18 protein-coding genes are annotated in these 19,063 nt (G+C 59.8%); 9 read left to right on the top strand and 9 right to left on the bottom strand.

Annotated elements, in window-relative coordinates:
* Positions 1–94: 94 nt before the first annotated feature.
* The 5 genes from ACZZ0G_RS08035 to exaC all read right to left on the bottom strand — a co-directional run bounded on the left by ACZZ0G_RS08035 (position 95) and on the right by exaC (position 6,134).
* A complete protein-coding gene (locus tag ACZZ0G_RS08035; RefSeq protein ID WP_074691599.1) occupies positions 95–556 on the bottom strand; it encodes a GNAT family N-acetyltransferase in 462 nt (153 codons plus the stop codon).
* A gap of 115 nt (positions 557–671) precedes the next feature.
* The gene (gene eutC / locus ACZZ0G_RS08030; protein WP_463555832.1) at positions 672–1,505 is read right to left on the bottom strand and encodes an ethanolamine ammonia-lyase subunit EutC; all 834 of its coding nucleotides are present in this window, start codon (positions 1,503–1,505) and stop codon (positions 672–674) included.
* Positions 1,502–2,896: an ethanolamine ammonia-lyase subunit EutB gene (locus ACZZ0G_RS08025; RefSeq protein WP_463555831.1), complete on the bottom strand. Its 1,395-nt coding sequence runs from the start codon at positions 2,894–2,896 to the stop codon at positions 1,502–1,504. Before ACZZ0G_RS08025 ends, eutC begins: the two co-directional genes overlap by 4 nt.
* A 52-nt stretch (positions 2,897–2,948) precedes the next feature.
* Positions 2,949–4,400, bottom strand: coding sequence for an ethanolamine permease (eat, locus tag ACZZ0G_RS08020; protein WP_463555830.1), 1,452 nt, complete (start codon positions 4,398–4,400; stop codon positions 2,949–2,951).
* Between the two features lie 213 nt (positions 4,401–4,613).
* On the bottom strand, positions 4,614–6,134 hold the full coding sequence (gene exaC, locus ACZZ0G_RS08015; RefSeq protein ID WP_463555829.1) for an acetaldehyde dehydrogenase ExaC: 1,521 nt from the start codon (positions 6,132–6,134) through the stop codon (positions 4,614–4,616).
* 301 nt (positions 6,135–6,435) lie between these two features.
* On the opposite strand from exaC, the gene ACZZ0G_RS08010 reads away from it, so the two are divergent.
* The 4 genes from ACZZ0G_RS08010 to ACZZ0G_RS07995 all read left to right on the top strand — a co-directional run bounded on the left by ACZZ0G_RS08010 (position 6,436) and on the right by ACZZ0G_RS07995 (position 10,868).
* Positions 6,436–8,346, top strand: a complete 1,911-nt coding sequence (locus ACZZ0G_RS08010; protein WP_463555828.1) for a sigma-54-dependent Fis family transcriptional regulator — start codon at positions 6,436–6,438, stop codon at positions 8,344–8,346.
* A gap of 266 nt (positions 8,347–8,612) precedes the next feature.
* Positions 8,613–9,962, top strand: a complete 1,350-nt coding sequence (mpl, locus tag ACZZ0G_RS08005) for a UDP-N-acetylmuramate:L-alanyl-gamma-D-glutamyl-meso-diaminopimelate ligase (protein ID WP_463555827.1) — start codon at positions 8,613–8,615, stop codon at positions 9,960–9,962.
* Positions 9,959–10,591, top strand: a complete 633-nt coding sequence (gene ubiX, locus ACZZ0G_RS08000) for a flavin prenyltransferase UbiX (protein ID WP_095122104.1) — start codon at positions 9,959–9,961, stop codon at positions 10,589–10,591. The genes mpl and ubiX overlap by 4 nt, the downstream gene beginning before the upstream one ends.
* The gene (locus tag ACZZ0G_RS07995) at positions 10,584–10,868 is read left to right on the top strand and encodes a YceK/YidQ family lipoprotein (RefSeq protein WP_463555826.1); all 285 of its coding nucleotides are present in this window, start codon (positions 10,584–10,586) and stop codon (positions 10,866–10,868) included. The genes ubiX and ACZZ0G_RS07995 overlap by 8 nt, the downstream gene beginning before the upstream one ends.
* 130 nt (positions 10,869–10,998) lie before the next feature.
* On the opposite strand, the gene ACZZ0G_RS07990 is transcribed toward ACZZ0G_RS07995, so the two are convergent.
* From ACZZ0G_RS07990 to ACZZ0G_RS07980, 3 genes are all read right to left on the bottom strand, one after another.
* The gene (locus ACZZ0G_RS07990; protein ID WP_463555825.1) at positions 10,999–11,640 is read right to left on the bottom strand and encodes an oxidoreductase; all 642 of its coding nucleotides are present in this window, start codon (positions 11,638–11,640) and stop codon (positions 10,999–11,001) included.
* 27 nt (positions 11,641–11,667) lie between these two features.
* Positions 11,668–13,395, bottom strand: a complete 1,728-nt coding sequence (locus ACZZ0G_RS07985; RefSeq protein WP_463555824.1) for a C13 family peptidase — start codon at positions 13,393–13,395, stop codon at positions 11,668–11,670.
* Between the two features lie 102 nt (positions 13,396–13,497).
* Positions 13,498–13,953 carry a MaoC family dehydratase gene (locus ACZZ0G_RS07980; RefSeq protein ID WP_034153755.1) on the bottom strand — a complete coding sequence of 152 codons (456 nt, stop codon included), beginning with the start codon at positions 13,951–13,953 and terminating at the stop codon, positions 13,498–13,500.
* A gap of 193 nt (positions 13,954–14,146) precedes the next feature.
* On the opposite strand from ACZZ0G_RS07980, the gene ACZZ0G_RS07975 reads away from it, so the two are divergent.
* From ACZZ0G_RS07975 to ACZZ0G_RS07955, 5 genes are read left to right on the top strand one after another with little or no spacing between them, the layout of a single operon-like run.
* A complete protein-coding gene (locus ACZZ0G_RS07975) occupies positions 14,147–14,512 on the top strand; it encodes a CidA/LrgA family protein (RefSeq protein ID WP_463555823.1) in 366 nt (121 codons plus the stop codon).
* Positions 14,512–15,228: an LrgB family protein gene (locus ACZZ0G_RS07970; RefSeq protein WP_077574679.1), complete on the top strand. Its 717-nt coding sequence runs from the start codon at positions 14,512–14,514 to the stop codon at positions 15,226–15,228. Before ACZZ0G_RS07975 ends, ACZZ0G_RS07970 begins: the two co-directional genes overlap by 1 nt.
* A gap of 10 nt (positions 15,229–15,238) precedes the next feature.
* Positions 15,239–15,829 (top strand): LON peptidase substrate-binding domain-containing protein, encoded by a 591-nt coding sequence (locus tag ACZZ0G_RS07965; protein WP_463555822.1) that lies wholly within the window; start codon positions 15,239–15,241, stop codon positions 15,827–15,829.
* A complete protein-coding gene (locus tag ACZZ0G_RS07960; protein WP_463555821.1) occupies positions 15,830–16,180 on the top strand; it encodes a hypothetical protein in 351 nt (116 codons plus the stop codon).
* Positions 16,177–16,812, top strand: coding sequence for a hypothetical protein (locus tag ACZZ0G_RS07955; protein ID WP_463555820.1), 636 nt, complete (start codon positions 16,177–16,179; stop codon positions 16,810–16,812). The genes ACZZ0G_RS07960 and ACZZ0G_RS07955 overlap by 4 nt, the downstream gene beginning before the upstream one ends.
* A gap of 170 nt (positions 16,813–16,982) precedes the next feature.
* On the opposite strand, the gene ACZZ0G_RS07950 is transcribed toward ACZZ0G_RS07955, so the two are convergent.
* Complete coding sequence (locus tag ACZZ0G_RS07950) at positions 16,983–18,956, bottom strand: hypothetical protein (RefSeq protein WP_463555819.1); 1,974 nt, start codon at positions 18,954–18,956, stop codon at positions 16,983–16,985.
* Positions 18,957–19,063: the final 107 nt, after the last annotated feature.

Raw genomic sequence — 19,063 nt, 5'->3', positions numbered from 1 at the left:
GTTTTGTAGCGGGGGATGTCGGGGTGTGAACAATTGTCAGGATGCGGCCAGCGTGCCTGAGGGAGCGTGCTCCCTCAGCACATTGCCCGTGCAGTCAGAGCTCTTCGCTGATTGGCAACACGTAGTTCTTGAACTCGGTGTCTTCCTTGAATCCGATGGATTCGTAGGTTTTCTGCGCCACTTCGTTGTCGGCGCTGGTGGAAACACGCATACGCACGGCCTGGGTTTCCTTGGCCATTTTCTTCGCGGTACGGATCAGGTTATCGGCGACCAATTGGCGGCGCGCATCTTCGGCGACATAGATGTCATTGAGGATCCACACGCGTTTGAGCGACAACGAGGAGAAGCTCGGATAAAGCTGACAAAAGCCCATCAGCTTCTTGTCGTCATCGTCGGCCAGTGCAAGGTAGATCACCGATTCCTTGCGGCGCAGGCGCTTTTCAAGGAACGCACGGGAGGAATCCGGGTAAGGCAGGGAACCGTAGAACTCGCGATATTTGACGAACAACGGGGTCAACAAATCCAGATGTTCGAGGGTCGCTTGAATAATCCGCATGATAGGTCTCGTCTTCAAGTGGCTGTCTTCAACTGCTCTGACGGCGATGGGAAACCCGTGCGGCCGTGCATCGATCCTGCCTGAAACCGGCGCAGAAACGCAATGCGGAAACGGTTCAGGTTGAGGGCGGATCGAGTAGGAAATTACCTTTCATATCTACACCTGCGTCCGATTCCAGCGTCTGAACCTGTGCTTCGTCCTTCAGGTTGACCCCCGACAACTGCCGCCGACAGGCCTCGCGCATCAGATAAAGCAAGCGGTGCGCCGCCATGCCGTAGCTCAAGCCTTCCAGCCGCACATTGGAAATGCAGTTGCGGTAGGCATCGGTCAGGCCGATCTTTGGATTGTAGGTGAAATATAAACCGAGGCTGTCCGGCGAACTGAGTCCCGGGCGCTCGCCGATCAGCATCACCAGCATTTTTGCGCCGAGCAGTTGGCCGATTTCATCACCGACGGCAACGCGGCCCTGTTCCACCAGAATGATCGGTGCAACAGACCAGCCGTCAGCGCTCATCTGTTCTTCCAGTCGCGTGATAAATGGCAACGTATGCCGATGCACCGCCAACGCCGAAAGGCCATCCGCCACGACAATCGCCAGATCGACACCGCCGGGATGCGCCGCAGCGTATTCGCGCAAGGCCTGCGCCGATTCATCGTTGAGCTTGCGCCCCAGATCCGGGCGTTGCAGATAACTGTTTCGATCCGCAGCGGCGCTGTGCAACAGCAGGCTTTCGCGCCCGCGCTCAGTCAGTTGTGCGCTGAGGCCGGCGTGGTCAAACGGCAAGTGCACGGCATCGCGTGCCTGTGCGTGGGCAAACTGAAAGTCCAGTTGTGCGCTGGTCGGCAGGCTGGTGCCGGTGCGGCCAAGGGCGATCCGCGCAGGCGTCAGACGGCGCAGTTCCAGCCATGGGTTTTGTGGGTCGATGGGCGGTTTATCCATGTGACTCATCCCAGTTGCGCCAATGCCTGGCGGAAGGCCGGCGGCAAGTTGTTGCCAAAGCGAACCTTGCCGTCCGCTTGGGTGAAGATGCCCATGTTGGCCAGCCATTGCTCGAACTCCGGCGCCGGTTTCAGGCCCAGGGTCTGGCGGGCGTATAGCGCGTCATGAAACGACGTAGTCTGGTAGTTGAGCATGATGTCGTCGGAGCCGGGGATGCCCATGATGAAGTTGATCCCGGCGACCCCGAGCAAAGTCAGCAGGGTGTCCATGTCATCCTGATCGGCTTCGGCGTGGTTGGTGTAGCAGATGTCGCAACCCATCGGCACGCCGAGCAGCTTGCCGCAGAAATGGTCTTCGAGGCCGGCGCGGATGATCTGTTTGCCGTTGTACAGGTATTCCGGGCCGATAAATCCTACGACCGTGTTCACCAGAAACGGCTTGAAGTGTCGTGCCACGGCGTAGGCTCGGGTTTCGCAGGTCTGTTGGTCGACGCCATGGTGGGCGTTGGCCGACAGGGCGCTGCCTTGACCGGTTTCGAAATACATCAGGTTTTGCCCGAGTGTGCCGCGATTCAGGCTCAGGCCGGCGTCGTAGCCTTCCTGCAAGACATTCAGGTTGATACCGAAACTGGCATTGGCCGCTTCGGTGCCGGCAATCGACTGGAACACCAGATCCAGCGGCACGCCACGATTGATCGCCTCGATGGAGGTGGTGACGTGGGTCAGTACGCAGGCCTGGGTCGGGATGTCGTAGCGCTGGATGATCGCGTCGAGCATTTCCAGCATCGCGCAGATCGAGGCGATGCTGTCGGTCGCCGGGTTGATGCCGATCATCGCGTCGCCATTACCATAGAGCAGGCCATCGAGAATGCTCGCGGCGATGCCTGACGGTTCGTCGGTCGGGTGATTGGGTTGCAGGCGCGTCGACAGCCGTCCGCGCAGGCCGAGGGTGCCGCGGAATTTGGTGACGACGCGGATCTTTTGCGCCACCAGCACCAGATCCTGCACGCGCATGATCTTCGACACGGCGGCGACCATTTCCGGGGTCAGGCCGGGGGCGAGGTTGCGCAGGCTGGTTTCATCGGCGGCGTCGCTGAGCAGCCAGTCGCGGAAACCGCCCACGGTGAGGTGGCTGACCACGGCAAAGGCTTGTTTGTCGTGGGTGTCGATGATCAGCCGAGTGACTTCGTCGGCCTCATAAGGAATCAGCGCTTCCTGCAGGAAATGCGTGAGCGGAATGTCGGCCAGCGCCATTTGCGCGGCCACGCGCTCGCCATCATTGAGCGCGGCGACGCCGGCGAGGAAGTCACCGGAGCGCGCCGGGCTGGCCTTGGCCATGACGTCCTTGAGGCTGTCGAAGCGATAGGTCTGGGCGCCGACCGTGTGAGCGAAACTGGCCATACACAATTCTCCGTGACGGCGCAGACCGAGTCTGCGCCGGGATTGTCGGCACTCAGTGCAAGGCTTGCTCAGCCTTCTGGATCGCCGCGAATTCTTCTTCCGGCGTGCCTGCTACCAAGTGATGTCGACTGTAGAACGCAAAGTAAGCAATTAACACTCCATAGATGACGGCGGCACCGATTACCACCCGTGGATCGACCAGGAAGCCTGCGACCACGGCGATGCACGCCAGCACCAAGGCCACGCCGGAGGTGAAGATGCCGCCCGGTGTGCGGTACGGCCGGTCCATTTTGGGGCGGCGAATACGCAAGGTGATGTGCGCGGCCATCATCAGCACGTAGGAAATGGTCGCGCCGAACACCGCTACCAGAATCAGCAGGTCGCCTTGGCCGGTGAGCGACAGGCCAAAACCGATGATCCCCGGAATGATCAGCGCCAGGACCGGAGCCTTGCTTTTATTGGTTTCGGACAGTTTTCGTGGCAGGTAGCCGGCCCGAGACAGCGCGAAAATCTGCCGCGAGTACGCATAAATGATCGAGAAGAAACTCGCGATCAGTCCGGCCAGCCCTACGAGGTTGACGAAACTGCCCATCCAGGTCGAGCCGCCATAGGCTTTGCTCAAGGCTTCGACCAACGGGTTACCGGAGGTCAGCAGCGAGTTGGCGCCCGCGCCGCCGGGGCCGACGATCAGAATCAGCAGGGCAAACATGAGCAGCACCAACATGGCGCCGATCAAGCCGCGCGGCAGGTCACGTTTGGGGTTCTTGGTTTCCTCGGCGGCCAGCGGCACGCCCTCTACGGCAAGGAAGAACCAGATCGCATAGGGAATCGCTGCCCAGACGCCGACATAGCCAAATGGCAAAAACGGACTGGCGCCCGCTGCGGTCGTGACCGGAATGTCGAGCAGGTTGGCGACGTCGAAGTGCGGCACCATCGCCACCAGAAACACCCCCAGCGCCAGTGCGGCGACGGCGGTGATGACGAACATCAGCTTGAGCGCTTCGCCGACCCCGAAAATGTGGATGGCAATGAAAATGATGTAGAAGGCCAGATAGATCATCCAGCCGCCGATGCCGAACAGCGATTCGCAGTAGGCACCGATGAACACCGCGATAGCCGCAGGGGCAATAGCGTACTCGATGAGAATCGCGGTACCGGTGAGAAACCCGCCCCACGGCCCGAATGCACTGCGGGCAAAGCCGTAGCCACCGCCGGCGGTGGGGATCATCGAAGACAACTCGGCCAGAGAAAAGCACATGCACAGGTACATGGTGGCCATCAGCAGTGTCGCCAGGAACATGCCGCCCCAGCCACCCTGCGCGAGGCCGAAGTTCCAGCCGGCATAGTCACCGGAGATCACATAGGCAACGCCCAGACCCACCAGCAGCACCCAGCCGGCGGCACCTTTTTTCAGTTCGCGTTGTTGAAAGTAATCCGATCCGACTTTTTCAAAGTCGACGGAGGCGCCGGTCGCCGGAGCGCCAGCCGGGGATTCGCTAGGCATAAGTTTCACCGTTCTTATTATTTTATTGGCCCGATTGTTCCGTCAGGAACCATGGGGTTGAAAGGCACACCGCTTTCGCGAGCAGGCTCGCTCCCACATTGAAGTTGTGTCGAGTCGAACATTGCAGGTGTACGCAACTCCCCTGTGGGAGCGAGCTTGCTCGCGAAAGCGGTTGAACGGGCGACACAGAAATATCTGAGTCGCCCTCAGGTTTTAGAAGAAGCCCAACGGATTGATGTCGTAGCTCACCAGCAGGTTTTTCGTCTGCTGATAGTGATCGAGCATCATCTTGTGCGTCTCACGCCCAACGCCGGATTTCTTGTACCCGCCGAACGCGGCATGTGCCGGGTACAGGTGGTAGCAGTTGGTCCACACACGACCGGCCTTGATCGCCCGGCCCATGCGGTAGGCGCGGTTGATGTCGCGAGTCCACAGACCGGCGCCGAGGCCGAACTCGGTGTCGTTGGCGATCGCCAGGGCTTCGGCTTCGTCCTTGAACGTGGTGATGCTCACCACCGGGCCAAAGATTTCTTCCTGGAATACGCGCATCTTGTTGGTGCCCTTGAGCAGGGTCGGCTGGATGTAATAACCGGTCGACAGATTGCCCTCGAGTTTTTCCACCTTGCCACCGGTCAACAGCTCAGCGCCTTCGCCCTTGGCGATTTCCAGATACGAAAGAATCTTGTCGAACTGCTGCTCGGACGCCTGCGCGCCAACCATGGTGTCGGTGTCCAGCGGATCGCCACGTTTGATTTGCAGGACTTTCTTCATGACGACGGCCATGAACTCGTCGTAGATCGATTCCTGTACCAGCGCGCGCGATGGGCAGGTGCAGACTTCGCCCTGGTTGAAGAACGCCAGCACCAGGCCTTCAGCGGCTTTCTCGATGAACGTCGGCTCGGCCTGCATGATGTCCTCGAAGAAAATGTTCGGCGACTTGCCGCCCAGTTCCACGGTGGACGGAATGATGTTTTCGGCGGCGCATTTCATGATGTGCGAACCGACCGGGGTCGAGCCGGTGAAAGCGATCTTGGCGATGCGCTTGCTGGTCGCCAGCGCTTCGCCAGCTTCTTTGCCATAACCCTGGACAATGTTCAGCACGCCGGGTGGCAGCAGGTCGCCGATCAGTTCCAGCAATACGGTAATGCCCAGCGGGGTTTGCTCGGCCGGTTTGAGCACCACGCAGTTGCCGGCGGCCAGCGCTGGCGCAAGTTTCCACGCGGCCATCAGGATCGGGAAGTTCCACGGGATGATCTGGCCGACCACGCCCAGCGGTTCATGAATGTGATACGCCACGGTGTTGCCGTCGATTTCGGCAGCGCTGCCTTCCTGGGCGCGCAGGCAGCCAGCGAAATAGCGGAAATGGTCAGCGGCCAGCGGGATGTCGGCGTTGAGGGTTTCGCGGATGGCTTTGCCGTTGTCCCAGGTTTCGGTGATTGCCAGCAGTTCGAGGTTGGCTTCGATGCGGTCGGCGATTTTCAGCAGGATCAGCGAGCGCGCCTGCACCGAGGTCGCGCCCCACGCGTCGGCTGCGGCGTGGGCGGCGTCCAGTGCCTTGTCGATGTCTTCGGCAGTGGAACGGGGGAATTCGGCAATCGGCTGGCCATTCACTGGCGAGGTGTTGGTGAAGTACTGACCTTTGACAGGCGCGACGAACTCGCCGCCGATGTAGTTACCGTACTTGGCTTTGAACGAGATTTTGGCGCCTTCAGTACCGGGGTGAGCGTAACGCATGATGATGTTCTCCTTGGCTTTGTACTTATTAGAGAAACGCGCAAGTGCGCTTGCTATAAGCGTAGAGCAAAGGTCGGGCCACTGCCGTGCAGGGCCTGTAAATCAAGGGGTTGGGCGGTTTGTGTCGGACGAGTGGATTGTGCCTGTGACGGTTTCGGTACAGGTCCCGTGACAGTTTGTACCGCTTCCGGCACAGACGGTGACCGGACAGTCTGGCCAGCATTGCAATGCGAGGGTGGCTGGAGGATGCTGGGCGTCACCTCAGCATTGGGCCGTCGAGCCTCGGGGAGAACAATAAGAAATGCACGACAACCATTTGAGTCGCCATGCCCAACAGGTTCTCACCGTTACCCAGGGCAAACCGCACCTGCACGGGCCCGGCGCCGATCCGTCGATTGCCCGTTCGTGGCTGCGCTGTCTGGAGGACTACCACCTCGACCCGGCGCTGAGCATGGCGCCGACTGTGCTCGAACACGGCCGTGTGCTGGAAAGCCGTGAACGTCTGCAGCAGGTTTTGCAGATCGCCGGCAGTGAAATGAGCAGCCTGCATCAACAGCTCTCCGGCGCCGGCCATGCAGTGCTGCTGACTGACGCGCGTGGGGTGATCCTCAACTGCGTCACCGCGCCTGCCGAACGCAAGATCTTCGAGCGTGCCGGCCTTTGGCTGGGAGCCGACTGGAGCGAGGCCTGCGAGGGCACCAACGGCATCGGCACTTGTCTGGTCGAGCGCCAGGCGCTGACCATTCATCAAGACGAACACTTTCGCGGTCGCCACACCGGCCTGACCTGCTCGGCGAGTCCGGTGTTCGACCCGCATGGCGAACTGCTGGCGGTGCTCGACGTGTCGTCGGCGCGCCACGATGTTTCACGGCAGAGCCAGTTCCACACCATGGCGCTGGTCAATCTGTCGGCGAAAATGATTGAAAGCTGCTATTTCCTGCGCTGTTTCGATAATCAATGGTTGTTGCGTTTTCATCTGCAGGCCGAATCGGTCGGGCTGTTCAGCGAAGGTCTGCTGGCGTTTGACGGCGAAGGGCGGATCAGTGCGGTCAACCAGAGTGCGCTGAATCTGCTCGGGCACATTCGCGGCGGATTGCTCGGTAAACCGGTCGAGGCGTTCTTCGATTGTTCGCTGGATGAACTGCTTGGCCGCGCCAGCGCCAATGCCAGCGCCAGTTGGCCGCTGCGCACCCGCGACGGTCGGCACCTGTTCGCGGTGTTGCGCGGTGAGTCGCGCAAACCTTTACCGATTGTATCGGCGCCAGTGGTTGAAGCGCCGCGTCTGTTGGGCATCTGCCTCGGCGACGAGGCGTTGCAGGCCGATTTCCGTAAAGCCCTGCGCGTCTTCGAACGTGATGTACCGCTGCTGATCAACGGCGAAACCGGCTCTGGCAAGGAAGCCTTCGCCAAGGCTGTGCATCAGGCCAGTCAACGATCGAACAAGGCCTTCGTCGCGCTCAACTGCGCGGCCATTCCTGAAAGCCTGATTGAGAGCGAACTGTTCGGCTATCGCGGCGGCAGCTTCACTGGCGCGCGCAAGGATGGCATGCGCGGCAAGTTGCAGCAGGCCGATGGCGGCACATTGTTCCTCGATGAAATCGGCGACATGCCGCTGGCTTTGCAGACTCGTCTGTTGCGAGTGCTGGAGGATCGCCAAGTGGTGCCGATTGGCGGCGAGCCGGAGTCGGTCAACGTGCGGATCATCAGCGCCACCCACCGCAATCTGCTGGAGCGGGTCGCGGATGGCAGTTTTCGCGAGGATTTGTATTACCGCTTGAATGGATTGGAAGTGGCACTGCCGGCACTCCGTGCGCGCAGTGATAAATCCCAGCTGCTGGATTTCCTCTTGGCCGAGGAGGCGGGCGGTGAAACGATAGTGATCGACGAGGCGGCGCGTCAGGCGTTACTGGCGTTCAACTGGCCGGGGAATGTGCGGCAGTTGCGCAATGTGCTGCGCACACTGGCAGCGTTGTGTGATGAGGGGCGGGTCGGGATTGAGGATTTGCCGGTGATGATTCGGCAGGGGAGTGCGGCGGTATTGGCGGTTAAGGAATCCGATCATCCGCTGGAAGACGCCGAACGCTCGGCTCTGCTCAATGCACTGGAACAAACCCGCTGGCACATGACCCACACGGCGCAACAACTGGGCGTCAGCCGCAACACTCTTTACAGAAAGCTGCGTAAGCATGGCATTGAGCGTCGTGTCAGTTAGAAGGCCCTCACCCTAGCCCTCTCCCAGAGGGAGAGGGGACTGATCGAAGTGCTTTGGCGATTTACGCCGACCTGAGTTACCGAGTCGAACTTAGGATCTGAAAGCAACGCAGATCGGCTCCCTCTCCCTCGGGAGAGGGCTGGGGTGAGGGGCCGCAATCTACAGTCGAGCCAAATGCCAGGCCCAACCAGCCCCACCCGATCACCTAAAGAGTGCGATTTCCCCCTCCCTACGCTAACCTGCGGCCATGTTTTACGAGGTCGACTATGCACATTCATATTCTGGGTATCTGCGGGACTTTCATGGGCTCGATGGCGGTGTTGGCCAAAGAGCTGGGCCATCACGTGACCGGCTCCGACGCCAACGTCTATCCACCGATGAGCACACAGCTTGAGGCCCAGGGCATTCAGCTGACGCAGGGCTATGACCCGGCGCAACTCGATCCGGCGCCGGATCTGGTGGTGATCGGCAACGCCATGTCTCGCGGCAATCCGGCAGTGGAATATGTGCTGAACAAAGGCCTGCCGTACGTCTCCGGCCCGCAGTGGCTGGCTGACCATGTGCTGCAAGGTCGCTGGGTCTTGGCGGTGGCTGGCACGCACGGCAAAACCACCACCAGCAGCATGCTCGCCTGGGTGCTGGAGCACGCCGGCATGAGCCCGGGCTTCTTGATCGGTGGCGTGCCGCAGAATTTCTCGGTGTCCGCACGGCTGGGCGGCACGCCGTTCTTCGTGATCGAGGCCGACGAGTACGACAGCGCCTTCTTCGACAAACGCTCGAAATTCGTTCACTACCGCCCACGCACCGCGATCCTCAATAATCTTGAGTTCGATCATGCTGACATTTTCCCGGATCTGCCGGCGATCGAGCGGCAATTCCATCACTTGGTGCGCACTATCCCGAGTGAAGGCTTGGTTATCCACCCGACCACAGAGCCTGCTCTGCAGCGTGTGATCGAAATGGGTTGCTGGACCCCGGTGCAAACCACCGGTGCTGGCGGCCAGTGGCAGGTCAAACTGCTGAGCGACGATGGCTCGGCGTTCGAAGTGATATTCGAAGGCGTGTCGCAAGGCACCGTCGAATGGGAGCTGACCGGTCAGCACAACGTTGCTAACGCTCTGGCTGCACTGGCTGCAGCACGTCACGTTGGCGTCGTGCCATCGATGGGCATTGCCGGGTTGAGCGCGTTCAAGAACGTCAAACGCCGCATGGAGAAAGTCGCCGAAGTGCGCGGCATCACCATTTACGACGACTTTGCTCATCATCCGACTGCCATTGCTACTACCCTCGACGGCTTGCGCAAACGCATCGGCGACGCACCGCTGATCGCCATCATCGAACCGCGCTCCAACTCGATGAAGCTCGGTGCGCACCGTGACGGTTTGCCGGACAGCGTGGTCGATGCCGACCAAGTGATCTGGTACGCCCCGGCCAACCTCGGCTGGGACCTGGCCGGCACTGCCGCGTTGTGCAAAGTGCCGTCGATTGTCAGCGATTCGCTGGAAGGCATCATCGAGCGCGTGAAAAGCCAGGCACAACCCGGCACTCACGTGGTGATCATGAGCAACGGCGGCTTCGGCGGCCTGCACGGCAAACTTGCCGAGGCGCTGATATGAACAATGGCCCGGAACGCATCACACTGGCGATGACCGGCGCGTCCGGCGCGCAGTATGGTTTGCGCCTGCTCGATTGTCTGGTGCGGGAAGATCGCGAAGTGCACTTCCTGATCTCCAAGGCTGCGCAACTGGTGATGGCCACCGAGACCGATGTGACGTTGCCGCCGAAGCCGCAGATGATGCAGGCATTCCTGACCGAATACACCGGGGCCGCCGCCGGGCAGATCCGCGTGTATGGCAAGGAAGACTGGATGTCGCCGGTGGCCTCGGGATCTGGCGCTCCGGCGGCGATGGTCGTGGTGCCGTGTTCTACGGGCACGCTTTCGGCCATTGCCACGGGCGCCTGTAATAACCTGATTGAACGTGCCGCTGATGTCACTTTGAAGGAGCGCCGCCAGTTGATTCTGGTGCCGCGCGAAGCGCCATATTCGAGCATTCATCTGGAACACATGCTCAAGCTGTCGAACATGGGCGTGACCATTCTGCCGGCCTCGCCTGGGTTCTATCACCAGCCGCAGACCATCGATGACCTGATCGATTTCGTCGTGGCGCGGATCCTCAATCTGCTCGGCATTCCTCAGGATATGCTGCCGCGTTGGGGCGAGCATCATCTGAGTAGCGATGAATAAGCTTCTGGCGATTGGGCTGGTGTTGTTGCTGAGCGGGTGCGCCACGGCGCGCACGCTGGATGCAGCGAAACCGGGCGCGCCGGTGGTGTACTCCGGGACGCGGCTGGATCTGTATGCATTGAATGGCGGGTGTTGCGCGATGGATCGGTTCGGGGCTGAGGCGCCGAGCTATCCGGGGGTGGATCTGCCGGCGAGTGCCTTGCTTGATACGCTGTTGTTGCCGTTGTCATTGTTGACGGTTATCGGCGTGGGGTTTCAGGCAACGGGCGGATTGTAGCGACTGATCGTTCCCACGCTCTGCGTGGTAACGCATCCTGTGACGCTCCGCGTCACGCTTTTTGGGACGCAGAGCGTCCATTGCTGCATTCCCACGCAGAGCGTGGGAACGATCATCATGGGCGGATGGATTATTTGCCTAGCTTGCGCAGTTCATCCGACTCGATCACCCGCACCCCATCCTGCTCTTCCAGCGCCAACCGCCACATCGCCCGCGCCAGTTGGCAGGCTTCGATGCCACGGTATTTTCCGGGAATCAGCTTCGACAACGGCCCGGCGAGTTGCTCGGCCAGACGCGGTTCAGTCCGTTCACCCAACAACAGTGAAGGCCGGCAAATGGTCAATTGCGGCCAGTCCTGCGCCCGCAGTGCCTGCTCCATTTCGCCTTTGACCCGATTGTAGAAAACCGACGATTTCGGATCGGCGCCAATTGCACTGATCACAATCAGGTGCCGCGCGCCCATCTCCCGCGCGCGTTTGGCGAACGCCACGACCATGTCCAGATCCACCGCGCGAAACGCCGCATCCGAGCCGGCCTGCTTGATGGTGGTGCCGAGGCAGCAGTAGGCGATATCGACGCGGCCACTGAGCTGTGGCAGAAACGCCTGCGGATCGCCGACCGGGTTTTCCAGGTGCGGATGTTCGGCCAAGGGTCGACGGGAAGGGGCGAGCACGCGAGAAATCGTCGGCTCGTTGAGCAAACGGTCGAGTAGATGTTCACCGGTCAAACCGGTGGCTCCGGCAAGCAATACGTGCTGAGGCGTCAAGTACATAGTGTCTCTCCCTTGATACTGTTCAGCTTAGTTGCTCTTTACCGCTCCGTCGTTCAACGCAGCACTTTGCAAAGCTTTTCTGGCTTGCTGTTTACGCAGCAGTTGCCAGTGCGATAGCACGGTTTTCGGCGCCCAGATCTGCGGCTCCGAGGCTTCGAAATTGTCCGCCAGTTCACGTTCGGCAACGGTGGCCTTGGCCAGTTTGAAGGCTTGCTCCAGGTCATCGGTCTGGTTCAGCGCTTGAGCGAACAGCGCATCACCGAAGTAGGTGAAGTTAGCCTCTTCCGAGCAGCCGAAAGACACCCGATCCGCACGCGAGGCGGTCATGATCAGCGTGCGTTCGTCTTTCAGCGCCGGGATGAAACCACCGGAGTAGCACGACGAAATCACGATGATCTTGTCGCGGTTTTTCAGCGGCGCGAGCACGGCGGCGAGTTCGTCGGCGGGCAGGTCGGCCAGCTCCATGCGCGGCTGGTCGAGGACCAGCTCATGCTCAGCGGTGCCGTGGCTGGTCAGGTAGATAAACAGCAGGTCTTCCGGGCCGCTGCGTTCGGCGAGGGTTTGCGCGGCACGGCGCAGGTTCTCGCGGGTGGCCATCGGCCGGTCGCCGAGGTGGTCGCGGTGGTTGACCAGACGAATCTGACCATAGGCGCCGAAGCGCGTGTTGAGCATGTTGGCAACGTAGTCGGATTCGCGAAGGAACACGCTTTGCTTGCCGTCGCCACCGAGGGTCAGGGTGTACAACTCGACCGCTGGAGTCGAAGCGGGGATGGCAGCCAATGCGTCTTCAAGCAGGCGACCCTGAGCGAGCAGACCGAGTTCGAGGGTGTCGGGCAGCAACTTGCCGTCGGCGTCGCGCACGCGCTGGCCGTTGATCCAGGTGCCGCTCATCACGCTGCCGTCGGTCAGCACCAACGTGCCTCGCCCGGCGTAGCTGTCGTTGTCGAAGCCGCCGATGTAGAAGCTGCCATCAGGCAGGTTCAAGCGGCCCTGACCGCTGAAGCGCCAGTCGCTGAATGTGCCGATGTAATGGCTGCCGTCGGCACCGATCAACTCGCCCTTGCCGGTCAGCGCGCCTTCCTTGAACTGGCCAAGCCAGACATCGCCGTCGGCGTTTTCGTAGCGGCCCTTGCCGTGCAATTGATTGTTCTTGAAGCCGCCGACGTAGATATCGCCGTCAGCGCTGTTGAACGTGCCGTTGCCTTCCAGCTGACCGTTGACGAAATGCCCGCTAAACGTGTTGCCGCTGGAATCACCACGCTGGCCTTCACCGTTGGGTTTGCCGTGGGCGAACTGGCCTTGGTAGGAACTGCCGTCGTCCATTTCCAGACGACCGAGCCCGGAATATTGGTCGGCCTTGAATTCGCCACGATAGGTCATGGCGTTTTCTTTCAGCGTACCTTCGCCTTCGCGCCGGCCTTGTTTGAAGCCGCCGGTGTAACTGCTGGCGTTGGTGGTCAGGCTGCCCTGACCGTCGAACAGCCCTTGCTGGAACTGCCCGCGATAGACCTCGCCATTACTGCCATGCCATTCACCCTGACCATGCCACTGGCCCTTGTCGAACTGCCCGGCGTACCAACTGCCGTTGGGGTAGTCGACGCGGCCCTGACCTTGCAGCAAGCCATCGACCAGTTCACCGCGATAGCGTCCGCCGTCCGGCAGGCGCGCATCCGGCGGCAACAGCGATTCGCCGTCGCCGCACGCGGTGAGCATCAGGGTCAAGGCAAGGGGTGCAAGACGTGCAAGTGAGCGCATAGCGGGATCCGGGCAATTAGGCGACCGAGTATGCCGCAGCTATGCGTCGCATATATAGAGACGTGACGCGAAACAGCGTGCGCTGCTTCGCATCCGGAACGTTTACACGAAGCAGAGCGACAGTGGCTCAGCGATATAGGCCGGTTTGTCCGAGCCTTCTATCTCCAGTGTTGCGGTGGCTTTGAGCAGCCACTGGCCCGGTTTTTTCTCGGTGACTTCGCCCAGATCGACCTTGAGCCGGACCTTGGAGTTGACCTTCACTGGCTGGATGAAACGCACGCTGTCCAGACCATAGTTGACCACCATCTTCACGCCTTGCGGCAGGACGAGGATGTCTTCCATCAATTTCGGGATCAGCGACAACGACAGGAAACCGTGGGCAATGGTGCTGCCAAATGGCGTTTGCGCGGCTTTGACCGGGTCGACGTGAATGAACTGATAATCACCGGTGGCTTCGGCGAACAGGTTGATGCGTTCCTGATCGATGGTGAGCCATTCGGAACGTCCGAGTTCCTTGCCGACATAATCTTTGAGCTCTGCAACTGGAACATAGGGCATTGAGACTCTCCTTGGGTTCATCGGTTTTATAGTTTTTCAGGTGGGGGATTTGACCGCCCTGCGAACCACTGTAGATCATCATGGCGAATTGCTCCGGTCAACCGACCATGCTTTTGGCGAATGCCGATCCATAGCGCAGGCGTGCTTATAATGCGGGCGACTTGCACAGTGGAAAGTAAGACGGAGATGTCGGATGTTGCTACGTGGCCTGACCCTGCTGGTGCTGTTTCAACTGCTTGGCACGGCGCTTAATCATTTGCTGTTGCCGGTGCTGCCGGGGCCGATCATCGGCCTGCTGCTGTTGCTGGTCTTTCTGATCATTCGCGGTGAAGTCGGCGAGCCGCTGAACCTCGCTGCCGGCAGTCTGCTGCGTTATCTGCCATTGCTGCTGGTGCCGCCGGCGGTGGGTGTGATGGTTTATGCGAGTGACATTGCCGCGGATTTCTGGGCGATTGTCGGCGCGTTGGTGCTGTCGTTGATCCTGTCGATGGCCTTCGCCGGCGTGCTGATGCAGCGTCTGGTCAAGCGCCACGCGCCGTCGTCATCGGAGGAGTCCTGATGCTGTTTGATTGGCAAGGTGCCTGGGCTTCGGTGATTCATCATCCGCTGTTCGGCATCGGCATTACCCTCGGCGCCTATCAACTGGTGCTGGCCGCATTCGAGAAAACCCGCTGGATCTTTCTGCAACCGGTGCTGGTCTCCATGCTGTTGGTGATCGGCGTGCTGGTCGGCTGCGGCCTGACTTACGCCGAGTACCGCAAGAGCACTGAGATCCTCAGCATTCTGCTCGGCCCTGCCACTGTGGCGCTGGCGGTGCCGCTGTACCTCAACCTGCGGCGCATTCGCCAATTGTTCTGGCCGATTTTTACTACGCTGGTGATAGGCGGGGTGGTTGCCACAGGCATGGGCGTGTTGCTGGGCTGGTGGTTTGGCGCTGAGCACATGATTCTGATGACCATGGCGCCGAAGTCGGTGACCTCGCCAATCGCCATGCTGGTCGCCGAGCAGATCGGCGGCGTCGCGGCGCTGGCGGCGGTGTTCGTGCTGATCACCGGGGTGATCGGCGCGATCTTCGGCCCGGCGCTGCTGACTCGCCTCGGCGTGCACAGTCCCGAAGCGCGAGGCATGGCGCTGGGCATGACCGCCCACGCGGTCGGCACGGCGGTGGCCATGCAGGAAAACGATGAGTGCGGTGCCTTCGCGGCGCTGGCGATGAGTCTGATGGGCGTGGCCACGGCGGTGTTCCTGCCGTTGGCGGTGTCGATGGTGGTGTAAGGAAATGTCTATGAGTCTGCCGCTTTTCCCGCTGAATACAGTGCTGTTTCCCGGCTGCAACCTCGACTTGCAGATCTTCGAGGCGCGTTACCTCGACATGATCGGCCGCTGCATGAAACAGGGCGTCGGCTTCGGTGTGGTGTGCATCCTTGACGGCCACGAAGTCGGCGTCGCGCCTGAGGGTTTCGCGCTGGTCGGCTGCGAAGCACGGATTACTGATTTCCAGCAGCAGGACAATGGCTTGTTGGGGATTCGCGTGCAGGGCGGGCGCCGATTCAACGTATTGCGTACCGAGGTGCAGCGCGATCAGTTGATGCTCGCCGATGTCGAGTGGCTGGATGAAGATCCCGAGCAACCGCTACAGGACGAAGACGCTGATCTGGTGGCATTGCTCAAGGCATTGGCCGAACACCCGATGGTGGAAGCGCTGAACATGGGCACCGAGGCGCTGGGTCAGCAATCGCTGGCCAATCAACTGGCCTATCTGCTGCCGTTCGCCGAAGAGGACAAGATCGACCTGCTGCAACTCGACGATCCCCAACAGCGCCTGGATGCGATCCAGGCGCTGCTCGACGAGCTGCAGGGTGAACTGTTTGCGTAGTTGCACTTTGAATTAACTGATAGCGCCTGCCAGCATTGTTTTGCTTTTGTCTTTGTCTTAATTTCAAGTTGCCCGCAGGAAGCGGGTAACTTGAATAAAAATAAGGATGAAATCATGACTGTATATGAGGATGAGTGGGAGTTTTGGGATGATATTGCCGGCAAGTATATTTTGAAACATGCCGAGACGGATCATAACATTAGCCGTGTTATTGAGGCAGCCTCAACTTATGCGGATCGGATGGTAGTCGCCCGGCGTAAACGAAAATCTGAAAAAGTCCCTGTCGGCGAAGTGCCGCGGATGTCGGCAACAGCCACAGCCGCAGCCGGTGTGACCGCGACTGCGGTTTGATTATTTCCCTTTTTCAGCATTGCCTGCCGTTGCAGTTTATTGCCGGCGGGATGTTTACAGGCGGCAACTCCATGACTTTAGCAAAAATAAACGATCCAACATTCACTGCGCATCTCTATCTTGATGGACGGCCAGTGATACTCAATCAACAACGCCTGCAACAGGCTTTGCGCGACTTGCGAATAACCAAGGGTGAGAAACTGGATGCCGAAGTGGGGCTGGCAGATTCGCGTGTGTCCAGTCTCATAACGCTGGCTGACCATGAAGACGAGACACCACTGCTGTTGAAGTTCGTCCCAAAGGCTAATGAATATGCAATCTACCTTGAACTTGCGGGAGCGGTCGAAGGTGCGCGGTTGTTCATAGAGGACAAGACACATAATCTTTTGGCCAGTACCAGTGCTCCCGAGCAGTACTTTTCAATCAGCACATATGGTGCGAAGAAGGCCTCTTTCAGCAATATCGAATCCGGCCCTGCTTATCTCGAACTGAGCAGCGAACCTAATAACAGGCCGCTGTATCGTAATATCAGCAGTGGCATCAGCACATTTCTGAATGTGGACCCTAATGTAACGGGGCATAACGCTTTCAATAACAGACCTGCAAAGTTCGTGATCGAAGTTGTTAAATAGCGTCCCCCCCCCTGTTTAATCAAAGCGCCATCCATTAATGAATGGCGCCTTGTGTCAGGCTGTTTACTGCGTCTCAGGCATCTGCGTAATCGCTATGGCTCTTGCGGTGCTGCCGTGAGGGCCGTCGGCGTTAGTGCCCGTTGATTCAGCCATCCGTGGGCTGAATGGGTTCAAGGCCGGTCATGCTCGGGAACCGGCCAGACGATGTCGTCGGCGAACGTCTTGTCGCCTTTGGGCAGGTCCAGTATCACGCCGCCTGAACGGGCGATGTCGTCGATCAGGCTGTCATAAGCGTTGCTGCCAAAGTAACCCGCCGCTCGATTGTCGGTTCCGGCCCAGGTGGCCTGTTCTATTGCAGCGACACGGTCACCCGCCTGCTCCAGCACATCCTTGACCCGGGCGGCGCTCGTCAGGTCGGAGCGCACCAGCCAGATCCGCTCGGCACTGATGCCGCGTGTGGGCGTGGAGATATGCCCCTCCAGGTCGTCGAAGAAAAATTTGCCGTTAGCGGGGTTGAATGCCTTGTTCTCTGCCCCTGGAACCACTTCCACGCCACGGGTGTCGATGGCGTAGACAAATGACGTGGTTTGCTCGCGGCGCATGGATTCGTAACCTGTCGAGTCGTCGAAAACGAAGGAATTATCAGAGTCGGCCTCGTCGCCGGTTCGTTTTCCCTCCGACACCGAGCTGCCCGAATCGGAGGACTCGCCGGTTTGTCCTTTCGCGCTTTTCGGGTTCACGCCGGGAAAGCGATTGGCCTGCGAGTTGTAATGCAACTCATGATAGAAGCCGCCCTTGGTCGCCGCGTAGGCGGTGGCGTCATGCAGGCCGAACGTTGCACTCAGCGCGCGCTTGTTGGTGGTGCCGGTGGGATTGCCTTTGCGGTACATCATCCGGCCATCCCTGGCCAGCTCGAACGGCAATCGGGTTTCGCCACGGAACATCGCCGGGATGTCGGTGCGGTAGAGCATGTTGTGTATTGTTCGCTGGTAGCCGAGGTGGGCTGCGTAGTCGGCTAAAAAAGCATCGCTGTAGCGGGTGGCGGGCCAGTGATGATCGAGAGCCAACCCTTTGCTCCTCAAGTCTTGAATGTAATTGTCCAGCTCATCGGTGATCAGTTTGAAGCGCTGGTCATTGGTCGGGTCGAGCGTCAGGCGTTTATGCTGTTCAGCCCATGGCGGGATCTGGCCGTCACCCGACTCGGTACGTAGCCGACACAGTTGGTCTTGGGTCAGGTTATAGCTGCGCTGCAATTCCAGGCGCTGGGCCAAAGGCATTTGTGGATGGAGCCACTTCAACGAATCGGCCACAAATAAATGATCTTCGGTGTTCTGTGCCCGAGGAGCCCAGTCCGGCGCCTTGCCGGACGCTTGCGCTTGTGTACGGAAGTCCGAAATCCTTGCGTCATCCACAATGTACATACGCTGGATGTCCTGATCCGACCATTGCGCAACCGCGGACCTTCTGTCCTTCGCTCGCGCGGGATCGATGGCTAGCCAGTGATGCTCCGGGTGCTTGATGGCATAACCGAGGATGGCCGCATCATCGCCCGAGCCGAGGGCGCGAAACGCGTAATAGCCATCAGTATCAGGCGTCGCGGAAAACCTGTAGTCATCGCCCTTCAGGACGGTGAGGTGTCGATCCAGACTCCATAGATTGTCCTGCGTGGTCCGGTAGATCGGTGGGCCAGGTGCCAGGCGCCTGAAGGACATCACCCGATATGCCCTCAGGTCGTCATCGTATTGAACGCAAACGTGGTGCCGGCCTTGCGTGTCTGGAAGTCGCACATCCACCCAGTCCTTGGCGAGATAATGGCGGATACCGGATTTGTTCGGCGCCGGTAGGTCGCCAAAAAACGGATGCGCGAAGTCTTCCAGTGACGTCAGTGAAAAAGTGGGCGCGCCTGCGGGAGAACTCGGCGCAACGCTCGCATCGATGGGGGAGTTATTTTGTCGGGAGGTTGCGGGGGCTTCCATCCGAGGTCGTTTGGATGAAGAGGGCGAATCGCCCGGTAAATGACCCGGAACGCTTTCGGGGGTGGGGAATGTCGGGTTGTTAGCCGAATGATCCACCGGTAGCGCTGTTGAGGTCGCCGGTGTGTCGATTTTCGGTGATTTGGGGCGTGGGCCCGGTTTTTGGCGCATGCATGAACTCCGTTTTTGCGAGTCAGCCTGTCCGTCGGCTGAAGTGTGCAGGTGCCAGGGTGGACGTCATATCCACACTGGCATGTCGATGAAAGCCGGTACAGCGC

This window comes from Pseudomonas sp. AC169 (genome assembly GCF_979258515.1).
This window is presented reverse-complemented; position numbering and strand designations above follow the sequence as displayed.

Coding starts and splice junctions, on each gene's coding strand:
- ACZZ0G_RS08035 (WP_074691599.1), bottom strand. CDS start 556: ATGCGGATTATTCAAGCGACCCTCGAACATCTGGATTTGTTGACCCCG.
- eutC (WP_463555832.1), bottom strand. CDS start 1,505: ATGAGTCACATGGATAAACCGCCCATCGACCCACAAAACCCATGGCTG.
- ACZZ0G_RS08025 (WP_463555831.1), bottom strand. CDS start 2,896: ATGGCCAGTTTCGCTCACACGGTCGGCGCCCAGACCTATCGCTTCGAC.
- eat (WP_463555830.1), bottom strand. CDS start 4,400: ATGCCTAGCGAATCCCCGGCTGGCGCTCCGGCGACCGGCGCCTCCGTC.
- exaC (WP_463555829.1), bottom strand. CDS start 6,134: ATGCGTTACGCTCACCCCGGTACTGAAGGCGCCAAAATCTCGTTCAAA.
- ACZZ0G_RS08010 (WP_463555828.1), top strand. CDS start 6,436: ATGCACGACAACCATTTGAGTCGCCATGCCCAACAGGTTCTCACCGTT.
- mpl (WP_463555827.1), top strand. CDS start 8,613: ATGCACATTCATATTCTGGGTATCTGCGGGACTTTCATGGGCTCGATG.
- ubiX (WP_095122104.1), top strand. CDS start 9,959: ATGAACAATGGCCCGGAACGCATCACACTGGCGATGACCGGCGCGTCC.
- ACZZ0G_RS07995 (WP_463555826.1), top strand. CDS start 10,584: ATGAATAAGCTTCTGGCGATTGGGCTGGTGTTGTTGCTGAGCGGGTGC.
- ACZZ0G_RS07990 (WP_463555825.1), bottom strand. CDS start 11,640: ATGTACTTGACGCCTCAGCACGTATTGCTTGCCGGAGCCACCGGTTTG.
- ACZZ0G_RS07985 (WP_463555824.1), bottom strand. CDS start 13,395: ATGCGCTCACTTGCACGTCTTGCACCCCTTGCCTTGACCCTGATGCTC.
- ACZZ0G_RS07980 (WP_034153755.1), bottom strand. CDS start 13,953: ATGCCCTATGTTCCAGTTGCAGAGCTCAAAGATTATGTCGGCAAGGAA.
- ACZZ0G_RS07975 (WP_463555823.1), top strand. CDS start 14,147: ATGTTGCTACGTGGCCTGACCCTGCTGGTGCTGTTTCAACTGCTTGGC.
- ACZZ0G_RS07970 (WP_077574679.1), top strand. CDS start 14,512: ATGCTGTTTGATTGGCAAGGTGCCTGGGCTTCGGTGATTCATCATCCG.
- ACZZ0G_RS07965 (WP_463555822.1), top strand. CDS start 15,239: ATGAGTCTGCCGCTTTTCCCGCTGAATACAGTGCTGTTTCCCGGCTGC.
- ACZZ0G_RS07950 (WP_463555819.1), bottom strand. CDS start 18,956: ATGCGCCAAAAACCGGGCCCACGCCCCAAATCACCGAAAATCGACACA.